A 26,266-nucleotide genomic window follows, 5' to 3' on the forward strand; every position below is an offset into this window, starting at 1 on the left:
GGACTGACACGGCGGAGCAATCCGCCTATCTTTATGTAAGGCTATGTTACCTGTCTCGCATTCTCAAAGAGGAAAGAATAGATAGTAAGACATTTGGGGCTCCTCATTACGACAGTCAAACGATGCGACGCACTTACATCTTTCGAAGCTAGCGAAGCGATGTAGAAACAGAAACATAAGCAATCTTTTCTACGCCTCCTTTCCTAAATCACTAGCTGTGGTAAAATAGTGAACAGCAATGAACAGATGAAGGAGGCATACCCATGCTTTATGTGAAAGCGCCTGCAAAAATCAATCTAACCCTGGATGTCTTAAAAAAACGTCCAGATGGCTACCATGAAGTAGAAATGATCATGACGACGGTTGATTTGGCAGATCGTATTGGATTAGAACCACGTACAGATGGTCAGATTCGCATTATTTCAGCCGATCGTTATGTGCCGGATGACCAAAGGAACCTAGCCTATCAAGCGGCAAAGTTATTGAAAGATACATATAAAGTACAGCAAGGTGTATCTATTACTTTAGAAAAGAAGATACCCGTTGCTGCTGGTCTGGCAGGAGGAAGCAGTGATGCTGCCGCTACTTTAAAAGGATTAAATGAATTATGGAACTTGAAGCTAACAAAGGATCAATTAGCAGAACATGGTGCTAAAATCGGTTCGGATGTTTCGTTCTGCGTATATGGAGGAACTGCTCTTGCTACTGGCAGGGGGGAACAGATTCAAGAATTGCCGGCGCCGCCAAACTGTTGGATTATTTTAGCCAAACCATCTATTGGTGTTTCTACGGCAGATGTGTACGGAAGTTTAAAGATAAATGAAGTGGTTCATCCCAATACAAAAGAAATGATTCGTGCCATCCGGGAGAAAGATTATGAACTAATGTGCAATACTATGGGAAATGCTTTGGAAGCTGTTACGTTAAAATTGCATCCGGAAGTCTCCATGATCAAAGAACAGATGATGAAATTTGGAGCAGATGCGGTATTGATGAGTGGGAGCGGTCCAACCGTTTTCGGTGTTGTTCAACATGAATCTAGAGTAAATAGAATTTACAATGGTTTGAGAGGCTTTTGTGACGAAGTTTATGCAGTGAGATTGTTGGGAGAGCGAGATACACTTGCCTAAAACCGTATATTTGTTTAAAATGACATATAAATCATTCGTGTTTAGGAGTGTGACCCATGAAGTGGAAACGCAGTGAGCGTCTCGTTGATATGACTCATTATTTGTTAGACCATCCCCAACAGTTAATTCCATTAACATTGTTTGCGGATATGTACCAATCTGCCAAATCTTCCATCAGTGAAGATTTGACCATTGTCAAAGAAACGTTCGAAGAAAAAGGAATCGGCTTACTGATGACAGTGCCAGGAGCAGCTGGCGGGGTTAAATATATTCCAAGAATGCGTGATGAAGCAGTCCGTGAAGTCATTAAAGACTTTATGGAAGAGCTTGGTCACTCAGACCGTTTGTTACCTGGCGGGTATTTATTTATGACGGATTTACTTGGAAACCCTGAACTTATGAATCGTGTCGGAAAAGTTTTTGCTTCAGCGTTTGCCAAACAACCGATTGATGCCATCATGACTGTAGCCACAAAAGGCATTCCAATTGCACATGCCATTGCTCGCCACTTAAATGTGCCAGTCGTGGTTGTGCGTCGAGATAGTAAAGTTACTGAAGGTTCTACTGTCAGCATTAACTATGTTTCTGGGTCTTCTCGTCGTATTCAAACGATGGTATTGTCTAAACGAAGTATGAAGAGTGGTCAACGTGTTTTGATTACAGACGACTTCATGAAAGTCGGCGGTACGATGAATGGCATGAAAAACTTGCTTGAAGAATTTAATTGTCAGTTAGCAGGTGTAGCCGTGTTGGTCGAAGCGGAGCATGCTGACGAACAATTGATTGAAAATTATTTGTCACTGGTAAAATTGCATGAAGTAAACGAAAAAGATCGTACAATCGCTTTAACAGAAGGCAATTATTTTACGAAAGGTGGAAATGAATAATGAAAGCAGTATCGACAACTAAAGCGCCAGCAGCAATTGGACCATACGTCCAAGGAATGATCGTAAACGAATTGTTTTACAGTTCAGGACAAATTCCATTGACAGCTGAGGGGAATATGGTGGAAGGTTCGATTACCGAACAGACACACCAAGTATTCGCTAATTTAAAAGCTGTATTGGAAGAAGCAGGATCATCATTACAACAAGTTGTGAAAACAACCGTATTTATTAAAGACATGAACGACTTCGCTGTTTTTAATGAAATTTATGGACAGCATTTTGGTGACCATAAACCAGCGCGTTCTACGGTGGAAGTTGCACGTTTACCAAAAGATGCACAAGTTGAAATAGAAGTAATCGCGTTAATTTCATAAATTCGATTAAGCCATAGAGATTTCATTCTATGGCTTTTTTATATAAAATTAAATATTTTAAAAATTCCGTTAAAAAAGAAGGAAAAATGTGATAAATGTAGAATATAGTTGTCAGAGTCTGTAAGGCATCTAAGACGAAAGGTGGTGAGACAATGGAAGTAACTGATGTAAGATTACGTCGAGTACAAACTGATGGCCGCATGCGTGCCATTGCTTCCATCACACTAGACAGCGAGTTTGTTGTGCATGATATTCGTGTCATTGACGGCAATACAGGATTATTTGTGGCCATGCCAAGTAAGCGAACACCAGATGGTGAGTTTAGAGATATCGCACATCCGATCAATTCCGGTACGCGAACGAAAATCCAGGAAGCAGTATTGAATGCTTATGCTGAATCTAGCGAAGAAGATATGATTTCATATGAAGAAGCAGGAGCTTAATAGAAGAGATGAAGAGACTTGTCTTAATGATAAGTTTCTTTTTTATTAGGCTATGTTAACTTTCATGGTTGATTTTATAAAAAGGGGAACGTGCGGCAAGCGCAAATGTACGATAACCCAACACATTTATTTGAGCCTTTTTATTAAACAACTAAATACCTGGTATTCAAAAGAAAATTCAACTTAAAACATCAAACTTTATAATTTTAAAAAAACAGCACATTGGTATTCGCCAATCCGACACAAGTGTTGTATAACTGAAATTAGAAACATATCCTACTAAAAAAGAAGGTGCACCGAGTGAATTTTTTAACCAAATTCAGTTTGAAAAATGCTGCAGCTGTATTCATTATTTCATTCTTACTAATTGTCCTTGGGCTTTATTCCTTTACACGTTTAAAAATTGATTTACTGCCTAACATTGAGTTCCCTCAATTGTCAGTGCAAGTCGTTTACCCGGGGGCATCGCCTGAAGACGTTGACGACCGCGTCATCACTCCAATTGAAGATCAATTGAAGGGGATCGAAGGTGCAACTGAAATTCAGAGTGTCTCTTATGAAACAATCGGTATTATCAATATGCAGTTTCCTTTTGATACAAATCTAGATCGAGCAGAACAACAAACCGAAACAGCTATCCGTGAGCTCAATTTGCCTGAAGGCGTGGAAACGGAAATTAGCCGTTTATCATTCGGATCTTTTCCCATCTTCAACATTTCCTTGTTCAGTAAGGGTGAAGGCGATATTGAAGAACTGTTAAACAAAGAAGTCATTCCGGAGTTAAATAAAATTTCGGGTATCAACTCTGTTTCTGTTGGCGGACTGCAAGATGAACTATTGCAAATTACGGTCAATCAGAAAGAAGCGGCTGCATCAGGACTTACTCTCAGTCAAATTAAGGAACAAATCGATCAGCAAATCTTCTCATTCCCTGCTGGAACGGTGAATGACAATGATATTAATATTCCGGTGCGGGTAGAAGAAAAGCTCGAGTCTATCAAAAAGTTGAAATCTTTGAAACTCACTTCTTCTTTCAATCCGCAAGCTCCTCCAGTGGAGTTGCAAGAAATTGCAACTATTGAAGAAGTATCTAAACAAAGTGAAATCACGCGTTATAACCAAGAAGAGGCATTGTCGATGGCCGTGACCAAAAAGCAGGACGCCAACACAGTGGAAATCGCAAACCGTGTAATCGAGGTACTTGATTCGTATGACGACCGTCTGGAATATGCGGTTGGTTTTGACTCTGCTGACGGAATTGAAAAGTCAGTGGAAACGTTGGTGAAAGAAGGCTTGCTAGGTGCGCTATTCGCTTCTATTGCGGTGTTGATTTTCTTGCGGAATTTCCGAGCAACGATTATTGCGATTATTTCTATTCCGTTGTCGTTATTAATTGCAGCTATTTTCCTAGCACAGCTTGATATCAGTCTGAATATCATGACGCTTGGGGGTATGGCTGTTGCGGTCGGGCGAGTGGTGGATGACAGCATAGTGGTGATTGAAAACATTTTCCGTCGCTTGCGAAAATCCGATGAACCGATGTCGAATGAATTAGTAGCCTCGTCTACTAAGGAAATATTGAGAGCTATCACTTCTTCAACATTAACAACCATCGTCGTCTTTTTACCAATCGGGTTTGTAAGTGGCATTACAGGGGAGTTCTTCTTGCCATTTGCTCTAACGGTTATATTCTCTTTAGCTGCTTCACTTCTTGTTGCAGTTACCATTGTGCCGATTTTGGCTAAGTTTTCGTTCAAGAAAGTGAGACAAGAAGAGAAAGAAAGCGCCATGCAACGTTTTTATGAGCGGGTTATTTTATGGTCGTTAAACCGTAAAGCCATCATTTTAGTGTTATCGGTGTTGTTACTTGGGGGCTCATTTGCATTGGTGCCTGGATTAGGGTTTACTTTCATACCAAATGAAGAAACCAAATTGGTTCAGGCTAGTATTGAACTGCCTTCTTCAACATCACTTGAACGCACGAACGAAGTATCGCTTGAAGTGGAAAAACTTTTGGGAGAATCAGAAGATATCCAAGATGTCACAACTGCCGTCGGTTCTCGAGATTTTGGTACGGGAATCAAACTTGGAAATCGTGCTGGCTACATTTTGACATTAAAAGAAAATGTGGATGTTACTGATTTTGTTGAGTCGCTGGAAGAAGATATGGAAAGCGTTGTAACCAAAATTTCACCAGATTCTACAATTTCCGTATCAGAGCTATCTACTGGCGGACCACCTACCAATAACAATGTGTCCGTGGATTTATTTGCAAGTGACTTGGAAGCATTGTCAAAAGCAGCATCCGATGTAGAAGCTTATATGAACAGTTTAGATACATTGAAATATGTTTCGAATAATTTCTCTGAAAAGCAAAAGCAATTGGTTGTGCAGATTAATTCGGACAAAGCGGATGAACTGGGTGTCTCCGGTTTCCAATTGCTTGGAACGATTTCTGATCAGACAAAACCAGTATCTGTAGGTAATTTAACGCTTGATGGAATTGATCGCTCAGTTCAATTGTCATATGACGAAGCATTGAGCAGCATTGACGATATTCGCACGCTGCCAATATTTACAGCAAGCGGTCCTGTTGAAGTGCAAGATATCGCTACTGTTGAAGAAATGGATTCTGTTACTGCGATTCAAAAACTCGACGGTAAAGTATTTGCACGAATTGAAGCGCAAATTGATGCGGAGAACATTCAAAAAGTCTCAGCTGACGTTGAAGAAGGCGTAAAAGCAAATGTCGATTTGCCGGAAGGGGTAAGTTTAGAAAGTGGTGGAGGTAGTGATGAGACAGTGGAGATCTTCCAGCAACTCGGTCTTGCGATTGCGAGTGCGATTGGTCTTGTCTACTTGACGATGTTAATTACATTCGGGCAAGCACGTATTCCATTCATTATTTTATCCTCCCTCATATTCGTACCAATCGGGGCATTGATTGGGTTAGTGATTGCACGTGAACCTTTATCGGTAAGTGTCATGATTGGATTCTTGATGCTAATCGGGATTGTGACGACAAATGCGATTGTTCTCGTTGACCGGATAAACCAAAACCGAAATGATAAAGGCATGAACATTCGGGAGTCACTAGTGGAAGCGGGCAAAACGCGTTTACGCCCAATTTTGATGACGGCATTTGCTACGATTGCAGCGCTCATTCCGTTAGCTCTGACGACGTCGTCAGGCACATTGATTTCAAAAGGGTTGGCAATAACCGTTATAGGGGGGTTAACTTCCTCTACGCTGTTAACGCTAATCATTATTCCTGTCATGTACGAGATTTTCTATGCACGCCAGGCGAAACGAGAGAGAAAACTAGTTAAATAATAGAGAAGGACTTCTACCAATTGGTGGAAGTCTTTTTTAATGTCTTAGAATTGGAAGGAATTTCACGAATGGACAGAATACCTTTCTGAATGGACAAAAGCCTAAATTGGAGAAGATTTGAGACGGGTAAAAGAGACTTTGAGCTTTTCTATCAGTGTGTGTTCCAAGCTAAAGAAGAAAATAGAGTGGTAATTCGCTTTACTTAATAAAAAAAGGTTAATAATAATGGTTTTGTCATCAATTTGTCAAGCGGGATTTCCTTGAATTACAGGTCTATTTCGGCTATAGTCAAAAGAGTAAATTGAACATATTGGAGGACTCACTAAATGACACAAACATATGCAGTGGTATTAGCTGCTGGTCAAGGTACACGTATGAAGTCCAAATTATATAAAGTTTTACATCCTGTTTGTGGCAAACCGATGGTTGAACATGTGGTTGATCATATTCAAGATATTGGCGCGGAGCGCATCGTAACAATCGTTGGTCATGGTGCTGAAAAAGTTCAAGATCAACTGGGAAGCCGCAGTGAGTACGCCCTTCAAGAACAGCAACTTGGAACAGCTCATGCAGTATTGCAAGCGAGTGAAGTACTCGCAGGTCTATCTGGGACAACTCTTGTCATTTGTGGAGATACGCCGCTGATTCGCCCAGAAACAATGAAAGCGCTTCTTGCTCACCATCAAGAAACGGCTGCGAAAGCAACGATTCTTACTGGGATTCCTGAAGATCCAACTGGCTATGGTCGCATTCTTCGTAATGCGGAAGGACATGTTGAACGCATTGTGGAACAAAAAGATGCATCTCCGGAAGAACAAAAAGTAAAAGAAATTAATTCAGGTACGTACTGCTTTGATAATGAATCTTTATTCGCAGCATTGAAGCTTGTGAAAAATGATAACTCTCAAGGTGAATATTATTTACCCGATGTAATTGAAATATTGAAAAACCAAGGCGATATCATTTCTGCTTATGCAACAGATGATTTTGAAGAGACTCTTGGCGTAAATGATCGCGTGGCACTTTCACAAGCGGAAACGTTAATGCGTAAGCGAATCGTCGAGAAACATATGCGTAACGGTGTAACGATTGTTAATCCTGCCAATACTTACATCAGCGCTGATGCAGTAATCGGTTCAGATACAGTATTGCAACCGGGTGTCATGATTGAAGGATTTAGTGAAATTGGCGAAGATTGCTTAATCGGTCCTAATAGCCATATCACAGACAGCAAAATCGGTCACCGCACAACGGTGCATTCATCTGTTGTCACTCAAAGTGTAATCGGAGAAGATACAGCGGTTGGTCCGTTTGCTCACATTCGTCCAGATTCGGAAATTGGCAATGAAGCAAAAATCGGTAACTTTGTTGAAATCAAAAAAACGAAATTAGGTAACCAATCGAAAGTATCACATCTTAGTTATATTGGGGATGCTGAGGTTGGCGAACGCGTAAATATTGGCTGTGGTACGATTACAGTGAATTATGACGGCAAAAATAAATTCGTGACGACAATTGAGGATGATTCATTCGTAGGGTGTAATTCAAACTTAGTTGCTCCTGTGAAAATTGGTCAAGGTGCATATGTCGCAGCTGGATCGACCATCACAAAAAATGTACCGGCTCAAGCTTTGTCGATTGGTCGTGCTCGTCAAGAAAACAAAGAAGGCTACGTCGAAAAATTAAACTTGAAAAAATAGGAGGAACATCATGGCTTACCATTATGCAGATACTAAATTAAAAATCTTCTCATTAAACTCAAACGAACCGCTTGCGAAAGAATTGGCGGAAGAAGTAGGGGTTCCTCTAGGAAAAATTTCCGTTAACCGTTTCAGTGATGGTGAAGTTCAAATTAACATCGAAGAAAGTATTCGTGGCTGTGATGTTTTCATCATTCAATCTACTTCATCACCAGTAAATGAAAACTTAATGGAACTTTTAATTATGGTAGACGCTGTGAAACGTGCTTCAGCACGTACTGTGAATGTTGTTATGCCTTACTATGGTTATGCGCGCCAAGACCGTAAAGCACGTGCGCGTGAACCGATTACAGCTAAATTAGTAGCGAACCTTCTTGAAACTGCTGGTGCAACACGTGCCATCGTTCTTGACTTGCATGCTCCTCAAATCCAAGGTTTCTTCGATATCTTAATTGACCACTTAATCGCAGTACCTATTTTGTCTGACTATTTCTTGGAGAAAAACATTGATCCATCTGAAATTATCATTGTTTCTCCTGATCATGGTGGAGTTACGCGTGCACGTAAAATGGCGGATCGTTTGAAAGCGCCAATTGCGATTATCGATAAACGCCGCCCACGTCCAAACGTAGCTGAAGTTATGAACATTGTTGGTAATGTAGAAGGCAAGGTAGCCATTTTAATCGACGACATCATTGATACTGCCGGAACTATTACGATTGCTGCAAATGCACTAGTAGAAAGTGGTGCGAAAGAAGTTTACGCATGTTGTACACATCCTGTATTGTCAGGTCCTGCAATCGAACGTATCGACAACTCAGTCATTAAAGAATTAGTCATCACAAATTCAATCGAATTGCCTGAAGAAAAGAATTCTCCGAAGATTGTTCAATTGTCTGTTGCTCATCTTTTAGCTGATGCAATTGTACGAGTATTTGAAGAAAAATCAGTGAGTACTTTATTTGATTGATGCGCCGAATGTTTCATTTTCTGTAAGTTGGGTAAACATAATACCAGAATGACTTACACAGGAGAGTGAAAATAGATGGCTACAACAGTACAAACACAATCACGTGAAATAGGTAAACAATCTAATTTAACGAAATTACGCGGTGAGGGCTTCGTGCCTGCAGTCGTATATGGTTATAAAACAGAATCTTCTTCAATTGCAGTAAGCGAATTAGATTTATTAAAAACACTTCGTGAAGTGGGACGCAACGGCGTAATGAAATTAGACGTTGATGGCAAACCAGTGAATGTAGTATTAAGTGACTACCAAATGGACGTTTTAAAAGGTAAGTTCGTTCATGCTGATTTCTTAGCAATCAATATGTCTGATGAATTAGATGTCAACGTTACAGTTGTAACGACTGGCGAATCAGCTGGCGTTAAAGAAGGTGGCGTATTGAGCCAACCAAACCGTGAAGTAACAATTAAAGTAAAACCTTCTTCAATCCCAGATTCAATTGAAGTAGATGTAACGGATCTTGCAATTGGTGAAACTTTGACAGTTGCTGATATCCGCGATAAATCGGAATTTAATATCTTGAATGAAGATGATTTCACACTAGTATCCGTTTCTGCACCTCGTTCAGATGAGGAGTTAGAAACTACAGCTGATGAACCAGCTGTAGCTGAAGAAGGAGAAAGTGAAGAAGCGTCTGAAATCGAAGGCGAACCAAAAGCAGAAACAAAAGAATAAGCAATATAATCAAAATGGGATTGTCTTTGGACAGTCCCATTTTTTTATGAACTGTGTGCTTTGTGGTAAAATGGGAATCATTCAGAATGTAAAGGACGTATATGTTTATGAAAATGATTATCGGACTCGGAAATCCTGGGAAACCGTATGAACACACGAGGCATAATATTGGGTTTGATGTAGTGGATGAATTAGCAAGCCGCTTCAATTCGCCATTAAATCAAATGAAATTCAAAGGAATGTACACGATTGTACATAGACCTGAAGGCAAGGTTTTACTCGTTAAACCGCTTACATATATGAACTTGTCCGGCGAATGTGTTGTGCCGATGATGGATTACTACGAAATTGCAGAAGAAGATATTGTAGTTATTTATGATGACCTCGATTTGTCGGTCGGTAAACTGAGACTTCGTCAAAAAGGCAGTGCAGGCGGACATAATGGCATCAAATCAATGATTCATCATTTAGGAACGCAAAACTTCAATCGGATCCGTGTAGGCGTTGATCGTCCACCTGCGGGCATGAAAGTGCCGGACTATGTGTTATCAAGGTTTACATCAGAGGAAAAACCTCTGATGGATGAGGCATTGAAAAAAAGTGCAGATGCTTGTGAAGATTGGTTATCTTCACCATTTCTTGAAGTAATGAACCGTTTTAATGGAGCCTAAGGAATAAATTCAGTTCGACCGGTCTATACTTTGAAAAAGGAGGCCGGTCCGTACTATGGCAATTCGTGTAAAGTGTCGGCACTGCAAGACAGAAATGGGGCATCTATCAGGCCAATCCGCTCTGCAGCATGGTCGAGTAAAGCAAATTAGAGAAGAGTTTGCAGAAGAGTTCTTCACGCAAGATGAAGAAGGAACACTAACTGTGTCCAGTATTTGTGAGCATTGTGAAAAATCTCTACGGGATAACCCAAACTACTATGCTATTCAAAAGTGGATACAATAGGAATAAGCTTTGGCGCGGGTTTCGCGCACAAAGCCTTTTTCTGTTTAGATAGCAGTGTTTTTTGGTTATTAGAGGGATAGAACACATCAGATTTCTATATTTGGTGTCTAGCTTCGAAGCCCAGCTCGCACCTAAGCTTAGGCCCACAGGATGTGGGTCACGAAGGCGTTGCGATAGGACATCGCGATCTTAGCCTTCGAACCTTAATCTCATGCGAAAGCAAGCTTTCGATTCGAGCCTTCCAGCGCCGGTGACGAGCTAGAGTAGGCTTCTGCGCTTTTCTGATAAGGAGGTTCGTATGGAACCATTACATCAATTATTTATGAAAGACCATCATATAAAGACTTTGCTGAATGATATGGAAACAGGGGTGGATCAGCAGCTGGTAACCGGCCTCACTGGAGGAGCGCGTCCACTCTTCATTCACTCTATGGCTAAAGAGACTGAGAGACCCATTTTAGTAGTGTCTCCCAATCTACTACAGGCACAACGATTGTTTGAAGATATGGTCAAACTTCTTGGTGAGGATGAAGTGCGTTTATACCCGGCTGATGAATTAATTGCGGCCGATTTATCTGTTTCTAGTCCGGAGCTACGTGCTGAGCGTATTGAAACGCTTAATTTTATGCTGTCCCAAAAACGTGGAGTGGTCATCACGCCAATTGCAGGACTTCGTCGCCAAATGCCAAATTTGGCTCAGTGGCGAGCGAGTCGACTTGAAACCGCTATTGGACAAGAAGTAATTATGGATGATTGGCTTGATCAATTGGTAGCGATGGGTTACTCAAGACAAGCAATGGTTACGGCACCGGGCGAGTTTGCTTTGCGTGGAGGTATTTTGGATATTTATCCGATTTACTTGCAACATCCTGTACGTCTTGAATTTTTCGATACGGAAGTCGATTCGATACGAACGTTTTCAGCAGAAGATCAACGGTCGATTGAAAAGTTGAAAGAGGTTTGCATCCTTCCTGCTACCGAGTTCGTTTGGACGCGACAACAACTTATGATTCTTGCTGAAAAATTAGAAGAATCATTGGCTGTTAGTTTAAAGAAATTAAAGAAACCTGAAACGAAAGAACTTCTTCATCAACATATCAATCACGATATCGAATTGCTGAGACAAGGCGATGTTCCGGAACAGATGACAAAGTATGTATCCATTCTTGAAGACCAACCTACTTTCCTGGGCGATTATTTTGCTGCAAATGGTTTGGTGTTGTTTGATGAGCTCGGCCGCATACAGGAAACAACGGATTCATTGGAGCGGGAAGAAAAAGACTGGTATATTTCAATGCTGGAAGAAGGTAAAACGGTCCATGATGTAAAACTTTCATTCAGTTTTAAAGAGATTCTTGGAATGTTGGATCAGAAAAAAGTTTATTTCTCTTTATTTGCACGTACTTTCTCGGGTATCCCGTTGAAGAAATCGGTTGCGTTTTCATGTAAACCGATGCAACATTTCCATGGGCAAATGAGTGTCTTGAAAAATGAAATGGAAAGATTTGAAGCCGGAAAGTTCTTTATTTTTATCTTGGCAGAAGGAACTGAACGTCAGAAAAAAGTAAAAGACGTTTTAGAAGATTACGGGATGGAAAGCCATGTCCTTACGAGTCAAGAAGCACCAGATCAACCAGGTATCTATATTGTGGATGGTGAAATGTCGAGTGGTTTTGAATTGCCTCTGCAACGAATTGCCGTTCTGACGGATGAGGAGCTATTTAAACAACGCCCTAAAAAGAAATCACGTCCACAAAAAATGACGAATGCGGAACGAATTAAAAGTTACTCTGAAATCAAACCAGGTGACCATATTGTTCATATTCACCATGGTATTGGGAAGTATATAGGCATTGAGACGCTTGAAATCAATGGCATTCATAAAGATTATTTGCATATTCGCTACCGTGCGGAAGATAAATTGTTTGTACCGGTCGATCAAATCGATCAAATTCAAAAATACGTTGCCTCGGAAGAGAAAGAACCTAAGCTTCATAAGTTAGGCGGCGCAGAATGGAAGAAAACAAAAACAAAAGTCTCTGCAGCCGTGCAAGACATTGCAGATGATTTAATTAAACTGTATGCCAAACGAGAGTCTGAAAAAGGGCATGCTTTTGAGCCTGATCAAGACATGCAACAAGCTTTTGAAGCGGCTTTTCCATATGAAGAAACAGACGATCAATTGCGCTCGATTGAAGAAGTTAAGCGTGATATGGAAAAAGAACGACCGATGGACCGCTTGATTTGTGGGGACGTAGGATACGGCAAGACAGAAGTCGCCATTCGTGCAGCATTTAAAGCTGTGCAGGACAGCAAACAAGTAGCATTCCTTGTACCAACGACCATTTTGGCCCAACAGCATTACGAAACCATGAAAGAGCGATTTGCTGATTTCCCTGTAGAAGTTGGATTGTTGAGTCGATTCCGTTCGAAAAAACAACAAACTGAAACAACAAAAGGATTAAAAGCGGGGACGATTGATGTAGTCGTAGGTACACATCGTTTGTTATCAAAAGATATTGTCTATCATGATTTAGGATTGCTAATTGTTGATGAAGAGCAACGATTTGGCGTGACACATAAAGAGAAAATTAAACAATTGAAAACAAATGTAGATGTGTTGACGTTAACAGCCACTCCAATTCCGAGAACGTTACATATGTCGATGATCGGTGTTCGTGACTTATCGGTTATCGAAACGCCACCAGCAAATCGTTTCCCTGTTCAGACCTATGTAATGGAACAAAACGGTGCGTTAGTGCGTGAAGCGATTGAACGTGAAATGGCGCGGGGAGGCCAAGCGTTTTATTTATACAATCGTGTAGAAGATATGGCACGTAAAGTGGATGAAATTCAAATGCTCGTTCCTGAAGCACGTGTTGGCTTTGCACATGGGCAAATGACTGAAAGAGAGTTGGAGTCCGTCATTCTGGCATTTTTGGAAGGTGACTACGATGTTCTCGTCACGACAACCATCATTGAAACGGGAATTGATATTCCAAATGTGAATACGCTGATTGTGCAAGATGCAGATCGCATGGGACTTTCACAGTTGTACCAACTAAGAGGGCGCGTCGGTCGATCCAATCGTGTCGCTTATGCGTACTTCATGTACCAACGGGATAAAGTGCTGACCGATGTCGCCGAAAAACGATTGCAAGCCATTAAAGAGTTTACGGAACTCGGTTCAGGATTTAAAATTGCCATGCGGGATTTATCGATTCGCGGAGCGGGGAATCTTCTTGGTTCACAGCAACATGGCTTTATCGATTCGGTAGGGTTTGACTTATATGCTCAAATGCTACAAGAAGCAATTGAAGAGAAACAAACTGGCATTAAACAAGAAGAGGTAATTGATGTGGAGATTTCCTTGCCATTTGATGCTTATTTGCCAGATGCCTACATTCCAGACGGATTCCAAAAAATTCAGATGTACAAACGCATTAAAGCTGTTGAAAGTGAGAAGGATTACGAAGATTTGGTTGATGAGTTAATTGACCGGTTTGGGAATATGCCAATAGAAGCGGAACGCTTAATGCGAATTGCCCGTATGAAAGTTTGGGCAAAACTATCAGGTGTTGAATCAATTAAAGAACAACATAAGCAATTAATAATAAAACTTTCGAAAAAAGGCACACAAAATACGAACGGTGCCACATTAGTAGAATCTTCAATGACCTATGGACGAGCGGTTGGCTTCCAACTGAATAACCATCAACAGCTAGTGATAACCATTGATGAAAAGAAAACGGCAAAGCATCATCCATTTGATGTTTTGGAAGCCATGATGAAGCTTTTACCTGAAGCACGAAAAGAAGTGAATTCCTTAGTTGGGGAGTAATGGCCTCACTTGCATATTTTATCCAAACATGACGCATACTGAGGTAGAAATCAAAGAAATTTGAATTCTGTCGAAAGTGAGGCAACAAAGATGAAAGCTACAGGTATCGTCAGACGAATTGATGACCTAGGCCGTGTCGTCATTCCGAAAGAAATTAGAAGAACGCTTCGTATCCGTGAAGGAGATCCTCTCGAAATCTTTACAGACCGCGACGGCGAAGTCATTTTAAAAAAGTATTCCCCAATTAGTGAACTCGGTGATTTTGCTCAAGAGTATGCAGAAACGCTCTACGCAACACTTGGAACACCCGCTATGATTAGCGACCGAGACGAGATGATCGCAGTGGCCGGAGTGTCGAAAAAAGAGTATTTGAACCGTCGACTCTCTTCCCAAGCAGAAGACATTCTGCAAATGCGGACCATTATGTCGGAGAAAATGGAAAAATCGGTGGAATGGGTTCCGGGACAGGTAGAACAAGTCAAATCGTATTGTGTGGCACCAATCATTTCGGGTGGTGACCCAATCGGTGCGGTCTACCTACTATCAAAAGTCCATTTCATCGGTGAAGCCGAAATCAAAGCAGTAGAAACCGCTGCCCACTTCCTAGCCAAACAAATGGAACACTGAAATGTGGAGATGCCCATGGTAGCTCGACTCCTCCGGTGGAAGGGACGACTCGAAAACTTGTTTTCGAATGAGTCCCTGAAGCGGAGGTGCGAGCTGGGCATCGAAACTGGACACTGGAAGGATGAAAGACGAATGCAACGTCTTTCTGATTCCAATAGACCACGCGTTAGGGCTTTCGGAACTAAACATGGAAAGAACCAAGGAAAGCGTCTTCTTAATCACATAAGAAGACGTTTTTTTCATGTTATAATGTAGTCATCAAAAGCATAGCAGTCCATGCTCGAAACGAACCATTGGTGATTGGAATGAGGAACAACGATGAATAACGAATGGACGATGCAAAAATTCATGAAAGGCGCCGTTTTATTAACGATTGCCGCCTTAATCGTCAAAGCACTAAGCGCAGTCTACCGAATCCCGTTTCAAAACATTGTCGGAGATCAAGGATTTTACATATACCAACAAGTGTATCCCTTTATTGGCGTACTGACCGTCTGGACTTCATATGGTTTCGCTGTTGCCATATCAAAACTTTTGGCTGATGCCCATGACGAGGCAGCATCAAATCAACGCGCGGTGATTTTACGGACCGCTTTTATATATTTAAGCGTGATATCCATCATCAGTTTTACTTTGTTATTTGGAGGAGCTGATCTTCTGGCTCGCTGGATGGGTGATGGGGAACTGGCGCAGCTATTGCGTACGGGCTCATTTGTCGTATTGTTGATGCCTGTCTTGGCGCTGTTGAAAGGATCTTTTCAAGCGGAAGGCAGAATGGAGCCTGTGGCATATGGACAAGTAGTGGAGCAAGCAGTTCGTGTGACGGTTATTTTAGTCGGGACATTTATTGTGGTGAAAACTGGTGCGTCTTTGTATGTTGCCGGGAGCACCGCTTTATTAGGTGCTATTGTTGGGGAAATTGCGGGGATTATTTTACTTCTTTTATTTATCCGAAAAAAACACAGGCCAGAAATACGCCAGACGGAGCATGAGCGCGTTAAAATTGGGCCGATAATTAAAAATTTAACCATCATCAGTTTAAGTGTCAGTATGAGTTCGCTCATATTGTTATTTTTCCAACTGGTAGACTCGTTTACTGTTTTCAGTAGCTTGACGGATCATGGGATGGACCGATTGACTGCCATGGAAACGAAAGGGACGTATGACCGTGGGCTGCCCCTTGTTCAAATGGGCATTCTCATAGCATCGACCTTGTCACTTTCCATCGTTCCGTTAATTGCGCATACGACGCAAAAGAAAAGCGGACGCAATGCGATACCGTATGCCCAATTAACATTCCGAATTGCCCTTTTATTTGGAACGGCAGCTACACTAGGCTTAATTTTAGTGTTACCGCCGGTGAATGAAATGTTATTCGAAACTAGAGATCTATCTGCCACTTTGATGGTGTTTTGTATCCAAATTTTTTGGCTCTCATTAATTTTAACGATGACATCTTTATTGCAAGGTTTAGGTAAGGTGGTACTTCCTGCATTCCTTCTGATTGTCGGACTCGTACTGAAGTGGTTGTGCAATGCATGGTTGTTGCCTAAGTTTGGAATTATGGGAGCGGCCATTGCCAGTAACGTTGGATTTGCTGTGATTGCCATCAGTTTATACTTGTATGTCTATTCAATTTGGAAGATACGTTTCGCTTCTGGCAGGTTTTATATTCATTTAGCAGTTGCGTCATTATTAATGATTTGTAGCGTATTGGCATGGATGTTTGTAGCCGACGGTTGGTTATTTGATGGACTTTCCAGTCGCCTAGGCGCGATGTTGACGGCTCTTACCAGTGTGGGTCTAGGGGCTACAGTGTTTTTACTTTATATTGCTAAAAGCCGAATTATTGCAGAGAAAGAGTGGTTTTTGTTGCCGCTCGGTCGAAGAATGGCCATGATTCAATTATGGCTTTACGGTAAAAATAGAAAGTGGTGAGCTTATGAATACAATTACAGTTCTCGGTCTTGGAGCTGGGGATTTGGAACAATTGCCGTTAGGCGTATATAAAAAATTGCTGAAAGCACAAAGGTTGTATGTGCGTACAGCTGAACATCCCGTGTTACAGGAATTGAAGGATGAAGGAATTACATATGAAAGCTTTGATGCGATTTATGAAAAACATGATGCTTTCGAATCTGTATATAAAGAGATTGTTGAAACCTTAATTACGTTATCTCAATCCGATTCTTTATTTTATGCGGTGCCAGGCCATCCTTTAGTGGCTGAACAGACCGTTCAGTGGTTGGTGGATGCAGAAAAAGAGGGTCGCATTCAACTTGAAATTGTAGGCGGACAAAGTTTTCTGGATCCAATTTTTAATGCCCTACGCATTGATCCAATTGAAGGTTTTCAATTGCTTGATGGCACAATGTTCAAACGCGACGATGTACAGATGTCCCAGCATGTATTAATCGCACAAGTATATGATGCGTATAGTGCATCTGAAGTGAAATTAACGCTGATGGAAAAATATCCGGAAGATTACCCGGTTACGATTGTCACAGCAGCTGGCTCCAGTGGAGAAGTACTCCGTACCGTACCTCTATATGAACTGGACCGTGCAGCGGAATTAAATAATTTGACGACCGTTTATGTGCCCCCGGCTACTAATCGTGATGAGCGCTTGAAAGAGTGGTCCACATTCAGGGAAATCATAGCGAAGCTCCGTGCTCCAGATGGCTGTCCGTGGGATCGTGAACAAACACATGAAACGTTAAAGAAACACTTAATAGAAGAAGTGCATGAATTTTTACAAGCTGTAAACGATCAGGATGACGATGGGATGATCGAAGAGCTCGGAGATGTGTTATTGCAAGTATTCTTACATGCTCAAATCGGAGAAGATGATGGGTATTTCAGTATGGAGGATGTACTTGAAAGTGTGTCTTCGAAAATGATTCGTCGACATCCACATGTATTTGGCGATGTGGAAGTAGAAAATTCAGAGGACGTCTTGCGCAATTGGCAACAATTAAAATTAGCTGAAAAAGGCCAAGGCAAATCACGCATTCTGGATGGGCAAGACCGCTCGGAATCTTCTCTTTTAACTTCATACAACTACCAAAAAGCGGCCGCTAAAGTAGGGTTTGACTGGCCGGATGCAGAGGGTGCCTGGTTGAAATTTGAAGAAGAGTGGAAAGAATTCAAGCATGAAATTTTGAATGGTTCATCATCAACCCAGCTTGATGAATTGGGTGATGTGCTATTTACCATCGTCAATGTAGCACGTTTTTACGGGCTTTCGCCTGAAGAGGCAATGATGCATGCGAACCGAAAATTCAAAACACGCTTTCACTACGTTGAAGACAGCGTGACAAAGGACAAGGGTGACTTCAAAGCGTACACTTTGGATGAACTCGAAGCATTTTGGCAACAAGCCAAACAAACAAAAGGGGATGAATAACATGAGATTAGATAAATTTTTAAAAGTTTCACGCTTAATCAAACGCCGTACACTGGCGAAAGAAGTTGCAGATCAAGGGCGTATCACCATTAATGACAAAGTGGGTAAAGCGAGTTCTGTTGTGAAAGTAGGCGATGAATTAGCCATCCGTTTCGGTCAGAAAGTCGTAACTGCTCGCATCGAAATGTTGAAAGATGCAGTCAAAAAAGAAGAGTCAACAATGATGTATACAATTTTAAAAGAAGAGAGACTTGAGAAAGTCGATCCTGAATTTATTGATGATGAAGATTAAATAAAGAGCATGACCAAATGTGGTCATGCTTTTTTGTTTGCCTGCATATAGTAAATGGACTGGACAAGTAAAGGAGGAATATTATGCAATATCAAGCCGAACATGCATCTATCACGATTCCATCAGGAGATCACGTAATTAATTTGCGAAACCGCAAACGTATGGACTTAACATCCGTCAAATCTATTGAGCGATTTGACCAAGAAGAATTCGCTGTACGTACATCGCAGGGTCATTTAAGTATTAGAGGCGAAGAGTTACGCATTGTTCATTTAGATGTGGACAAGGGGTTACTGACACTTGAAGGTCACGTCCGCACGTTCCAATACGATGAAGAAGAACGTGAACAGAGCCGTAATTTCTTGCATAAATTGTTTGGATGACGATTTCTTATCAATTTTTAAGCCTGTTGGCCATGATTGTCAGTGGCGTGGCCACAGGTTTTTTAGTTGAAAGTTTTCGTGACAGTTGCCAGGCTCTCCGTCCACGTGCTTTATTAAGGCGTTACCAAAAATTTATTGAAATTTTTTTATGGTTGGGATTAGGAATCGCGAGCTTTTATTTATTATTTTATTTAAGAGATGGATCGTGGCGAGTTTACGACCCGTGTGCTCAAATCGTCGGAATTATTCTCTACGAGTTGTGGTTCCGCAGGCCGATGCTTTTCGCAAGACGTGTGTTTATGCGATTAATCGTCTACCCGATTTGGTGGGTTATACAACTTTTCATAAAGATTGTTCGCTCCATTGTCCGCCTCATTATTAAGATTTTAATGATTCCTATATGGCCAATAATAAAATTAATAGAGAAAATAATAAAAATATTAATAGAAAAAAATCCTATAAAAGCTCCTCAAAAATCTTGAGTTATCAGTTGTTATCGGTTATAATTGCAACTACAAAACGGTTGACAAATTATGGCTGGGAGTGAACAACTTGAGTGTGAATAATCATAACGAAGAAAAACGCAATATTGCATCGATAAACAAGGATTATGTCCGCTCGGTTGAACGTCACGAAAAACGTCAAAAAGCCCATAAAGTCCGTTTGTTTAGACGCTTGACTGCTTTTGCGGTACTTGTAGTCGTAGTGATGGGATGGCTAACCTATACGATGGTTAATCAATCTCATGTACTGGCTGCCAAGGAAGAGAAAAAAGCACAAGCGCTTCAAGCTTTGGAAGAAGTGAAGGATCAACAAGATTTGTTGAATTCTCAAATTCTCAAATTAAATGATGATGACTACATTGCAAAGCTTGCCCGTAAAGAATACTTCCTATCTGAGGAGGGCGAAATCATTTTTGCCATCCCGGAAAAAGAAGAAAATGAAGACAAAAACAACGATTCAAAAGAGTAGTCTTATTGACACTCTTTTTTTGTTGGCTATAATTAAGAATGGAGACCTGTATTTTCAGGTCCGCTATTACGATTACAAGGCTTCCAAAGAAGCCGGCTTAATTTTTAAGGAGGAGCATTTTTTTTATGTCAATTGAAGTAGGCAGCAAGGTACAAGGTAAAGTAACAGGAATCACAAATTTCGGCGCATTCGTCGAACTACCAGGTGGCTCAACGGGTCTTGTTCATATCAGTGAAGTCGCTGACAACTATGTAAAAGATATCAATGAGCATTTGAAAGTCGGCGATATGGTTGAAGTAAAAGTGATGAATGTGGAAGCTGACGGCAAGATCGGCTTATCAATTCGAAAAGCCAAGCCACAAGCTGAGCGACCAGAACGTCCTCAACGTCCACGCCAAAATAATCGTCAAAACGATCGAGATCGTCCGTTTAAAGAGAATTTTGAGCAAAAAATGGCACGTTTCTTAAAAGATAGTGAAGATCGTTTGTCCACTTTAAAACGTGCAACTGAATCGAAGCGCGGCGGTCGCGGCGCAAAACGAGGATAATTTGCTGGCTGTTTTAATCGTAGAAAAAGTGTTTTGTATAGCATCCCTGTTGTCATACAGGGATGTTTTTTTGTGTTCTAAAAAAGGGTTCCTGACCTGATTTAGCGAAAATTTAACTGGAAAGGAGTGAGGGATATGAAGAAACAACAAATTCTGGAAACACATAAAAATTATCAAACATGGTTGGATTCATTGCAAGAGTTGAATGAGGAACAATCCATGAGTCCGTATGCTCCCGGCAAATGGTCGCCAAATGAAATTATCATGCACTTAGCTGAATGGGATCGGTTTACATTTGAGGAACGGCTACCTGTTATGAAAGAAGGTGCAAAACTTGAAAGTTTCCCGGCGTTCGATGAGTTTAATGCAAAAGCCGCAGCACGTGCTGCTGAACAGACATTTGAAGAAACCGTTACGTATGCGAAAAATGAACGTCAGCGCCTCACGCAAAAACTTCAAGAAATAGATGAGGATGAATGGGATAAAGGATTCCACATCGGAGATCACGCTTTGTCGATTACAAGCTATTTTACTGATTTTTCTCAACATGATGAGCACCATAAACGACAAATTGAGCAAGTTCGCGGTAGTTAGAGGTTAAATTCGGGAAAATTATAAGTGCAATTGAAAAAAGTGCAAAGAAAAAACCCACAAGAGATAATCTCTTGTGGGTTTTTGGGATGACCCCTACGGGATTCGAACCCGTGTTACCGCCGTGAAAGGGCGGTGTCTTAACCGCTTGACCAAGGGGCCGGAGTAAAAAGAGCATTACGCTCTTCTTTAATGTCCAGCTACAATCGCCAGACCGCACCGTCGCTTCACCAGCTCAATCGAAAACAGGTTTTCGTTTCGCTTGCTCCACCGTCGGAGTCGGTCTAGAGTGGCGATTTACGCTTTTCTAGTATGGCGGCCGAGGGGATCGAACCCCCGACCTCACGGGTATGAACCGTACGCTCTAGCCAGCTGAGCTAGGCCGCCTTTGTTAAAGAACATTTTTAATAATACAAGCGAACATAGGGTGTGTCAAGCGGTCTTTTGAAAATTTATCACGTTTCTTCTGATATTTCGTCGAAATATTTTTTGTTCGTGCTGTCATGAATAGACAAACTTTAAACAAACCTTCTCCTATAATGAGAAACATCGTAGGGGAAGGGATTGGTTTCATGAAATCGTGGACAACTGATGGTGTGAAGAAAATGCCTGTTTGGAGTCGTTGGGTGCAAGTCATAAAAAAGAAAAAATTGAAAATCACATTATCCGTACTTATTTTATTTTTTGCATTCTTTTTATCGAAAGCGGTGTTGTTTGAAGCAGCCGTTCCGTTTTTTCTACCCATTTGGGCCATTGTGGCAAGGCGGTACCCACGTTATTTACCGTTTGTTTGGATTGGGGGCCTCAGTGGGAGCTTGACGCTCGGTATCGGACAAACTGTCCTCCATGTCCTGCAAGTCGGTGGTTATCAAGTGGTGAGTCAAGTTGTTAAGAACAAAAAACTGATTCCATTCCAGGTAGCTATGGTGATCTTGCTTGTCCAGGTTGGATGGCAATGGGCATCATACGGGGGAGAGATTCCACTCTCGGTATCATTGCTTGTTTTATATGAAAGCATTTTGTCTGCAATTATGACCGTCTTTTTATTCCAGTTATTTGTGCCGATGCACGCTTTAACAACTGCCAAGTGGACGTTTGAACGCATAGGAGCAGCGGTTATGGTAAGCGCTTTAATGCTGACGGGAATGGGAGGTTTATTATTTGGGCTCATTTCCATACCACTTGTACTCGTTCATGTTGTGCTGTTCGGGGCGGTCAGTGTGGGAGGGGTTTTCGTTGGGACTGCTGTCGCCACAATTATGGGAACAATTCTAAGCTTGTCTCAACTATCATTCAGCGGCATGATTGCTGTTTATGCCTTATCAGGACTGTGTGCAGGACTATTTCAAAGTAAAGGTCGTCTCTGGATGGCCATCGGATCAATTGGTGCAGCACTTTTCTTCACTGTATATGACACGTCACTACCACTTGATAAAGTCTATTTTGCTTCACTAGCGCTAGCGATGATGATTTTCTTTATCATGCCATCTTCATGGATAAGCTATGCTCAAAATCAGTTGTTCCCGAAACCTTCGTCCGTATTATTTAAGAGACAGCAATGGCTAACAGATAAAGTGAATACACAACTCTATGATTTCCAACAGTTCGTCGAGTTTATTACTCAGCTTGTCAATGACCGTTTCCCAACGCAAAAAGAAATTGCATCGACAACCAATACACCCGACTACTCAGTTTGTGGATCGTGTTTCAGACAAGATAAATGCTGGGGCACGGAAAATCAAGGCATGTACCCAATTGTGGATGAATGGAAAGAGATGCGTGGGCATACAAAATCCGGTGTTCGTTATCGGTTAAATGATCGAATTCAAGAAAAATGTGTGCGTTCAAGTGGATTGATTGATGCGCTTGAAGAGGAATACGCAAACAATAAATTGGCTGGACATTACGCACACGGCAAGAAAATGCTTGCCTATCAACTGCGTGACATGAGTAAGCACGTAAGTGAACTGATGGCAGATCTTCAGCTAAATGAAGCGAACCATGAATCGGAAGAAGAAAAAATTTCAAAACGATTGGATGACGCAAAAATCGCGCATTTTCAAATTGATATGTTATCGGAAGAACCGGGATCCAGGAAAATTGTATGTTGTTTACCGGTGAAACAAGCGGAATGGGAAACGAATCAAATGGTCGGGGAACGATTGATTATTCCTATTCTTCATGAATTATATGATGAACCATTCGAAATTAGTCGTACAACTGAAATACAAGATCCATTTGCTCATCTTCAAATCACATTCCAATCGGCCGTCAGATTTACGTATGATTATGGAGTGTTTACAAGGTCATTCCAGAATACGGTTTACTCAGGAGATGCGCATAGTGTTATTCCATTGCATAGTGGGCTTGTCGCATTCGTGTTATCCGATGGAATGGGTCAGAACATGGAAGCGTATCACGAGAGCAGAAAAGTCATTCGGTTGTTGCGCGAATGCTTGCAACATCAGATGAATCCAGAAACGGCGATGCACACGCTGCATTATGTCATGTCACTCAAACACCACTCGGATCTTTATGCAACGGTGGACTTAGCGTTGCTTGATTTGCAGCAAGGAAAACTTTGGTCATTTAAAGCAGGAAGTATGTCTACGTATTTACTAAGAGGGAAAGACTGCGTAAAGATTGACAGCCAAAGTGTACCGATTGGGTTCCTGCCGACCATGTCCGTGGATGCGGAAGAACGTATTGTAAAAGACGGCGATATTTTAGTGATGCTGTCAGACGGCATGTTCTCCCCAGACTACTCGTTAGAAGAACAAGAAAATGAATTGATTCGTTTGATGAGAAAGTATGAATCGACACCTACAGGTTCACTTGCTGATTTATTGGCTGCCGAATTTAGCCGTAAATATCCTGCTGCTGAAGATGATCGAACGTTAATTGTTGTAAAAGTGAAGCATGCTGTCCCAGAATGGTCATTATTTTCACCGTCTTATCGAAATATTTCCCGGGAAAGAATGATAAAATAGAATAAAAGCAAAGCAAGGAGGTGACAAGAAGTTGGGTTTTCGTAATGAAGTATTGACGTATAATCAGAAACATCAATTGATAAGCGAAGGGGATCGACTTCTTGTCGCTTGTTCCGGGGGCGCAGATTCAGTTGCGCTCCTCACTTTTTTACATCAGCAAGTAGATGACTTAAATATCGAAATCGGCTGTGTTCATGCGAACCATGGTCTCAGAGCTGAAGAGTCAGACGAGGATGAACGCTTTGTACAAACATTATGTCAAAGCTTACAAATCCCGTTCTATACCAAAAACCTGGATATACAAGAAGTGTTACAAAGGGAAAATGGAAACTTGCAAGATGTGTGCCGTCGTGAACGCTATCACTTTTTTGAACAAACGATGAAAGCAAAAGGGTATAACAAGCTGGCAGTCGCCCATCATGCAGACGATCAAGTGGAATCAGTATTTATGGGATTGACAAGGGGAACACGAGCAAATGGAATGTATGCCAAAAGAAGTTTTGGGACAGAAGAGTTAATTCGTCCGCTGTTATCAGTTACAAGAACGCAGATTGAACATTATTTGAACAAACAGCAGTATACATACCGTGAGGATTCAAGCAATCAAAAGGATACATACACGCGTAATCGGTTCCGCCGTCATATAATGCCGTTGGTTCAAGAAGAAAACCCGAATGTTGCTAAAACGATTGCCCAATGGACACAGCAACAGCAGCAGGATGAACAGTTGCTGCAAAAGCTGGCGCTGAAAGAATATGAGGGAATTATCGTTTCATCTTCCCACGATTCATTGTCGATTGACTTAAATCGTTTCCAAGACATCGAGCTCGCTTTACAAAAAAGGGTCGTTCTACTACTATTAAACTATCTATACCCAAATGAAAAATTATGGTTAAGTCATTCACTTATTGATCAAATCCATAACCAGTGTCTCGAACGTGACGGTTCAAGTGAGGTCCATCTTCCTAAAGGAAGAAAGGGGTACCGCCACTACTCGACGATGCTTTTTTCTTTTGATGAAACAAATTTTTCCGACCCCATATCGGCAACGATACCTGACGATGGTCAATGGCACTCAGTAGGATCGGACTTGCGGATAAAATTATGCAACAAAGATGATGCGTTTTGTTTTGGTACCGAGTGGTATGTAACACTTGAGCCAAGCGAGCTACCGATACGTCTTAGAGGAAGACTGACGGGAGACAGGATGTTGTTAAAAGGAATGAAAGAGGCCAAACGATTGTCCCGTTTACTAATTGACGAAAAGGTACCTCGACATACCCGTGACGCCATTCAACTGCTCGTTACGCAACAAGGAGAAATTATTGGTGTGCCTGGTGTACGATTAGGCGCACGTTTTACCACACAACCACATGATGGTTGGACACATAAGTTAATAATTGAAAAAGAGAGCAACTATGCTTGAGGAGGAACCCCCTATGTTAGAAAAAGATATTCAAGAAGTGTTGATTTCTGAAGAACAATTACAAACAAAAATCCGTGAATTGGGCGAAGTATTAACGGCTGATTACAGCGACAAATTCCCACTTGCAATCGGTGTGCTTAAAGGTGCAATGCCATTCATGGCGGACCTTATGAAACGTATGGATGTATATATGGAAATTGATTTCATGGATGTATCCAGTTATGGAAATGCAACTGTATCTTCTGGTGAAGTGAAAATCGTCAAGGACTTGAACACAAGTGTTGAAGGTCGTGACGTATTAATTTTAGAAGATATTATCGACAGCGGTTTGACACTTAGTTATTTGGTCGATCTATTCAAATATCGTAAAGCTAAGTCGATCAAAGTAGTTACATTGTTAGACAAACCGACTGGCCGTAAAGTGGATTTACAAGCAGATTACGTCGGTTTCATTGTGCCGGATGCGTTTGTAGTAGGATACGGATTGGACTACATGGAGAAATATCGTAACTTGCCTTACGTAGGTGTTTTAAAGAAAGAAGTTTACTCATTTTAAAAGCACAATCGAAAATCTGTCATGAATTAAATATTAGCGTGTAAAAAGCAAGGCATATCGTTGTACCCTTTTTTCTGCGTATGATAAGATTATCAGTAGTTTTTCTGTATA

23 protein-coding genes and 2 tRNA genes are annotated in these 26,266 nt (G+C 41.3%); 23 read left to right on the plus strand and 2 right to left on the minus strand.

The features are described from left to right. The first annotated feature begins 263 nt into the window (after positions 1-263). The 20 genes from ispE (at position 264) to M9R32_RS15105 (ending at position 21,186) form a co-directional block, all read left to right on the plus strand. Complete coding sequence (ispE, locus tag M9R32_RS15010) at positions 264-1,130, plus strand: 4-(cytidine 5'-diphospho)-2-C-methyl-D-erythritol kinase (RefSeq protein WP_269927560.1); 867 nt, start codon at positions 264-266, stop codon at positions 1,128-1,130. 56 nt (positions 1,131-1,186) lie between these two features. Continuing rightward, positions 1,187-2,017, plus strand: coding sequence for a pur operon repressor (gene purR, locus M9R32_RS15015; protein WP_269927561.1), 831 nt, complete (start codon positions 1,187-1,189; stop codon positions 2,015-2,017). Next, positions 2,017-2,391: a RidA family protein gene (locus M9R32_RS15020; protein WP_269927562.1), complete on the plus strand. Its 375-nt coding sequence runs from the start codon at positions 2,017-2,019 to the stop codon at positions 2,389-2,391. Before purR ends, M9R32_RS15020 begins: the two co-directional genes overlap by 1 nt. A gap of 152 nt (positions 2,392-2,543) precedes the next feature. Beyond that, the gene (gene spoVG / locus M9R32_RS15025; RefSeq protein WP_269927563.1) at positions 2,544-2,834 is read left to right on the plus strand and encodes a septation regulator SpoVG; all 291 of its coding nucleotides are present in this window, start codon (positions 2,544-2,546) and stop codon (positions 2,832-2,834) included. 300 nt (positions 2,835-3,134) lie between these two features. Further along, complete coding sequence (locus M9R32_RS15030) at positions 3,135-6,167, plus strand: efflux RND transporter permease subunit (RefSeq protein WP_269927564.1); 3,033 nt, start codon at positions 3,135-3,137, stop codon at positions 6,165-6,167. 326 nt (positions 6,168-6,493) lie between these two features. Then, positions 6,494-7,867, plus strand: a complete 1,374-nt coding sequence (gene glmU, locus M9R32_RS15035) for a bifunctional UDP-N-acetylglucosamine diphosphorylase/glucosamine-1-phosphate N-acetyltransferase GlmU (RefSeq protein ID WP_269927565.1) — start codon at positions 6,494-6,496, stop codon at positions 7,865-7,867. A 10-nt stretch (positions 7,868-7,877) separates the two neighbouring features. Continuing rightward, on the plus strand, positions 7,878-8,837 hold the full coding sequence (locus M9R32_RS15040; RefSeq protein ID WP_269927566.1) for a ribose-phosphate diphosphokinase: 960 nt from the start codon (positions 7,878-7,880) through the stop codon (positions 8,835-8,837). Between the two features lie 75 nt (positions 8,838-8,912). Then, entirely contained in the window at positions 8,913-9,569 is a 657-nt protein-coding gene (locus M9R32_RS15045; RefSeq protein ID WP_269927567.1) for a 50S ribosomal protein L25/general stress protein Ctc, read from the plus strand. A gap of 107 nt (positions 9,570-9,676) precedes the next feature. Next, positions 9,677-10,240, plus strand: coding sequence for an aminoacyl-tRNA hydrolase (gene pth / locus M9R32_RS15050; protein ID WP_269927568.1), 564 nt, complete (start codon positions 9,677-9,679; stop codon positions 10,238-10,240). 55 nt (positions 10,241-10,295) lie between these two features. Beyond that, positions 10,296-10,523, plus strand: coding sequence for an anti-sigma-F factor Fin (locus M9R32_RS15055; RefSeq protein WP_269927569.1), 228 nt, complete (start codon positions 10,296-10,298; stop codon positions 10,521-10,523). A gap of 298 nt (positions 10,524-10,821) precedes the next feature. After that, entirely contained in the window at positions 10,822-14,364 is a 3,543-nt protein-coding gene (mfd, locus tag M9R32_RS15060; RefSeq protein WP_269927570.1) for a transcription-repair coupling factor, read from the plus strand. A 90-nt stretch (positions 14,365-14,454) separates the two neighbouring features. After that, positions 14,455-14,991, plus strand: coding sequence for a stage V sporulation protein T (gene spoVT, locus M9R32_RS15065; protein WP_269927571.1), 537 nt, complete (start codon positions 14,455-14,457; stop codon positions 14,989-14,991). Positions 14,992-15,309: 318 nt separating this feature from the next. After that, positions 15,310-16,929 carry a putative polysaccharide biosynthesis protein gene (locus M9R32_RS15070; protein ID WP_269927572.1) on the plus strand — a complete coding sequence of 540 codons (1,620 nt, stop codon included), beginning with the start codon at positions 15,310-15,312 and terminating at the stop codon, positions 16,927-16,929. Positions 16,930-16,933: 4 nt separating this feature from the next. Next, positions 16,934-18,397 carry a bifunctional methyltransferase/pyrophosphohydrolase YabN gene (gene yabN, locus M9R32_RS15075; RefSeq protein WP_269927573.1) on the plus strand — a complete coding sequence of 488 codons (1,464 nt, stop codon included), beginning with the start codon at positions 16,934-16,936 and terminating at the stop codon, positions 18,395-18,397. Position 18,398: 1 nt separating this feature from the next. Next, positions 18,399-18,689, plus strand: coding sequence for an RNA-binding S4 domain-containing protein (locus tag M9R32_RS15080; protein ID WP_269927574.1), 291 nt, complete (start codon positions 18,399-18,401; stop codon positions 18,687-18,689). An 83-nt stretch (positions 18,690-18,772) separates the two neighbouring features. After that, positions 18,773-19,072 (plus strand): sporulation protein YabP, encoded by a 300-nt coding sequence (gene yabP, locus M9R32_RS15085; RefSeq protein ID WP_269927575.1) that lies wholly within the window; start codon positions 18,773-18,775, stop codon positions 19,070-19,072. Further along, positions 19,069-19,554: a spore cortex biosynthesis protein YabQ gene (yabQ, locus tag M9R32_RS15090; RefSeq protein WP_336283410.1), complete on the plus strand. Its 486-nt coding sequence runs from the start codon at positions 19,069-19,071 to the stop codon at positions 19,552-19,554. Before yabP ends, yabQ begins: the two co-directional genes overlap by 4 nt. Before the next feature lie 70 nt (positions 19,555-19,624). Further along, entirely contained in the window at positions 19,625-20,044 is a 420-nt protein-coding gene (locus M9R32_RS15095) for an FtsB family cell division protein (protein ID WP_269927576.1), read from the plus strand. Between the two features lie 125 nt (positions 20,045-20,169). Beyond that, positions 20,170-20,592, plus strand: a complete 423-nt coding sequence (locus M9R32_RS15100) for a S1 domain-containing RNA-binding protein (protein ID WP_269927577.1) — start codon at positions 20,170-20,172, stop codon at positions 20,590-20,592. Positions 20,593-20,727: 135 nt separating this feature from the next. Further along, the gene (locus tag M9R32_RS15105; protein WP_269927578.1) at positions 20,728-21,186 is read left to right on the plus strand and encodes a DinB family protein; all 459 of its coding nucleotides are present in this window, start codon (positions 20,728-20,730) and stop codon (positions 21,184-21,186) included. A gap of 87 nt (positions 21,187-21,273) precedes the next feature. Here M9R32_RS15105 and M9R32_RS15110 read toward each other — a convergent pair. Then, positions 21,274-21,345, minus strand: a tRNA-Glu gene (locus M9R32_RS15110). A gap of 151 nt (positions 21,346-21,496) precedes the next feature. Further along, positions 21,497-21,570: transfer RNA gene (locus M9R32_RS15115), tRNA-Met, on the minus strand. A gap of 185 nt (positions 21,571-21,755) precedes the next feature. Between M9R32_RS15115 and M9R32_RS15120 the strand changes: the two genes are divergently transcribed. Genes M9R32_RS15120 through hpt form a run of 3 tightly spaced genes read left to right on the plus strand, consistent with a single transcriptional unit; the run spans position 21,756 to position 26,155 of the window. Then, positions 21,756-24,173 (plus strand): SpoIIE family protein phosphatase, encoded by a 2,418-nt coding sequence (locus M9R32_RS15120; protein WP_269927579.1) that lies wholly within the window; start codon positions 21,756-21,758, stop codon positions 24,171-24,173. Between the two features lie 31 nt (positions 24,174-24,204). Further along, positions 24,205-25,599, plus strand: coding sequence for a tRNA lysidine(34) synthetase TilS (tilS, locus tag M9R32_RS15125; RefSeq protein WP_269927580.1), 1,395 nt, complete (start codon positions 24,205-24,207; stop codon positions 25,597-25,599). Between the two features lie 13 nt (positions 25,600-25,612). Beyond that, entirely contained in the window at positions 25,613-26,155 is a 543-nt protein-coding gene (gene hpt, locus M9R32_RS15130; RefSeq protein ID WP_269927581.1) for a hypoxanthine phosphoribosyltransferase, read from the plus strand. Positions 26,156-26,266: the final 111 nt, after the last annotated feature.

This window comes from Paenisporosarcina quisquiliarum, from assembly GCF_027563315.1.
In the GTDB taxonomy this organism is placed as follows: domain Bacteria; phylum Bacillota; class Bacilli; order Bacillales_A; family Planococcaceae; genus Paenisporosarcina; species Paenisporosarcina quisquiliarum.

Bases quoted from the DNA above. Each gene is read 5' to 3' on its own strand.
- ispE (WP_269927560.1), top strand. From the start codon at position 264: ATGCTTTATGTGAAAGCGCCTGCAAAAATCAATCTAACCCTGGATGTC.
- purR (WP_269927561.1), top strand. From the start codon at position 1,187: ATGAAGTGGAAACGCAGTGAGCGTCTCGTTGATATGACTCATTATTTG.
- M9R32_RS15020 (WP_269927562.1), top strand. From the start codon at position 2,017: ATGAAAGCAGTATCGACAACTAAAGCGCCAGCAGCAATTGGACCATAC.
- spoVG (WP_269927563.1), top strand. From the start codon at position 2,544: ATGGAAGTAACTGATGTAAGATTACGTCGAGTACAAACTGATGGCCGC.
- glmU (WP_269927565.1), top strand. From the start codon at position 6,494: ATGACACAAACATATGCAGTGGTATTAGCTGCTGGTCAAGGTACACGT.
- M9R32_RS15040 (WP_269927566.1), top strand. From the start codon at position 7,878: ATGGCTTACCATTATGCAGATACTAAATTAAAAATCTTCTCATTAAAC.
- M9R32_RS15045 (WP_269927567.1), top strand. From the start codon at position 8,913: ATGGCTACAACAGTACAAACACAATCACGTGAAATAGGTAAACAATCT.
- pth (WP_269927568.1), top strand. From the start codon at position 9,677: ATGAAAATGATTATCGGACTCGGAAATCCTGGGAAACCGTATGAACAC.
- M9R32_RS15055 (WP_269927569.1), top strand. From the start codon at position 10,296: ATGGCAATTCGTGTAAAGTGTCGGCACTGCAAGACAGAAATGGGGCAT.
- mfd (WP_269927570.1), top strand. From the start codon at position 10,822: ATGGAACCATTACATCAATTATTTATGAAAGACCATCATATAAAGACT.
- spoVT (WP_269927571.1), top strand. From the start codon at position 14,455: ATGAAAGCTACAGGTATCGTCAGACGAATTGATGACCTAGGCCGTGTC.
- M9R32_RS15070 (WP_269927572.1), top strand. From the start codon at position 15,310: ATGAATAACGAATGGACGATGCAAAAATTCATGAAAGGCGCCGTTTTA.
- yabN (WP_269927573.1), top strand. From the start codon at position 16,934: ATGAATACAATTACAGTTCTCGGTCTTGGAGCTGGGGATTTGGAACAA.
- M9R32_RS15080 (WP_269927574.1), top strand. From the start codon at position 18,399: ATGAGATTAGATAAATTTTTAAAAGTTTCACGCTTAATCAAACGCCGT.
- yabP (WP_269927575.1), top strand. From the start codon at position 18,773: ATGCAATATCAAGCCGAACATGCATCTATCACGATTCCATCAGGAGAT.
- yabQ (WP_336283410.1), top strand. From the start codon at position 19,069: ATGACGATTTCTTATCAATTTTTAAGCCTGTTGGCCATGATTGTCAGT.
- M9R32_RS15100 (WP_269927577.1), top strand. From the start codon at position 20,170: ATGTCAATTGAAGTAGGCAGCAAGGTACAAGGTAAAGTAACAGGAATC.
- M9R32_RS15105 (WP_269927578.1), top strand. From the start codon at position 20,728: ATGAAGAAACAACAAATTCTGGAAACACATAAAAATTATCAAACATGG.
- M9R32_RS15120 (WP_269927579.1), top strand. From the start codon at position 21,756: ATGAAATCGTGGACAACTGATGGTGTGAAGAAAATGCCTGTTTGGAGT.
- hpt (WP_269927581.1), top strand. From the start codon at position 25,613: ATGTTAGAAAAAGATATTCAAGAAGTGTTGATTTCTGAAGAACAATTA.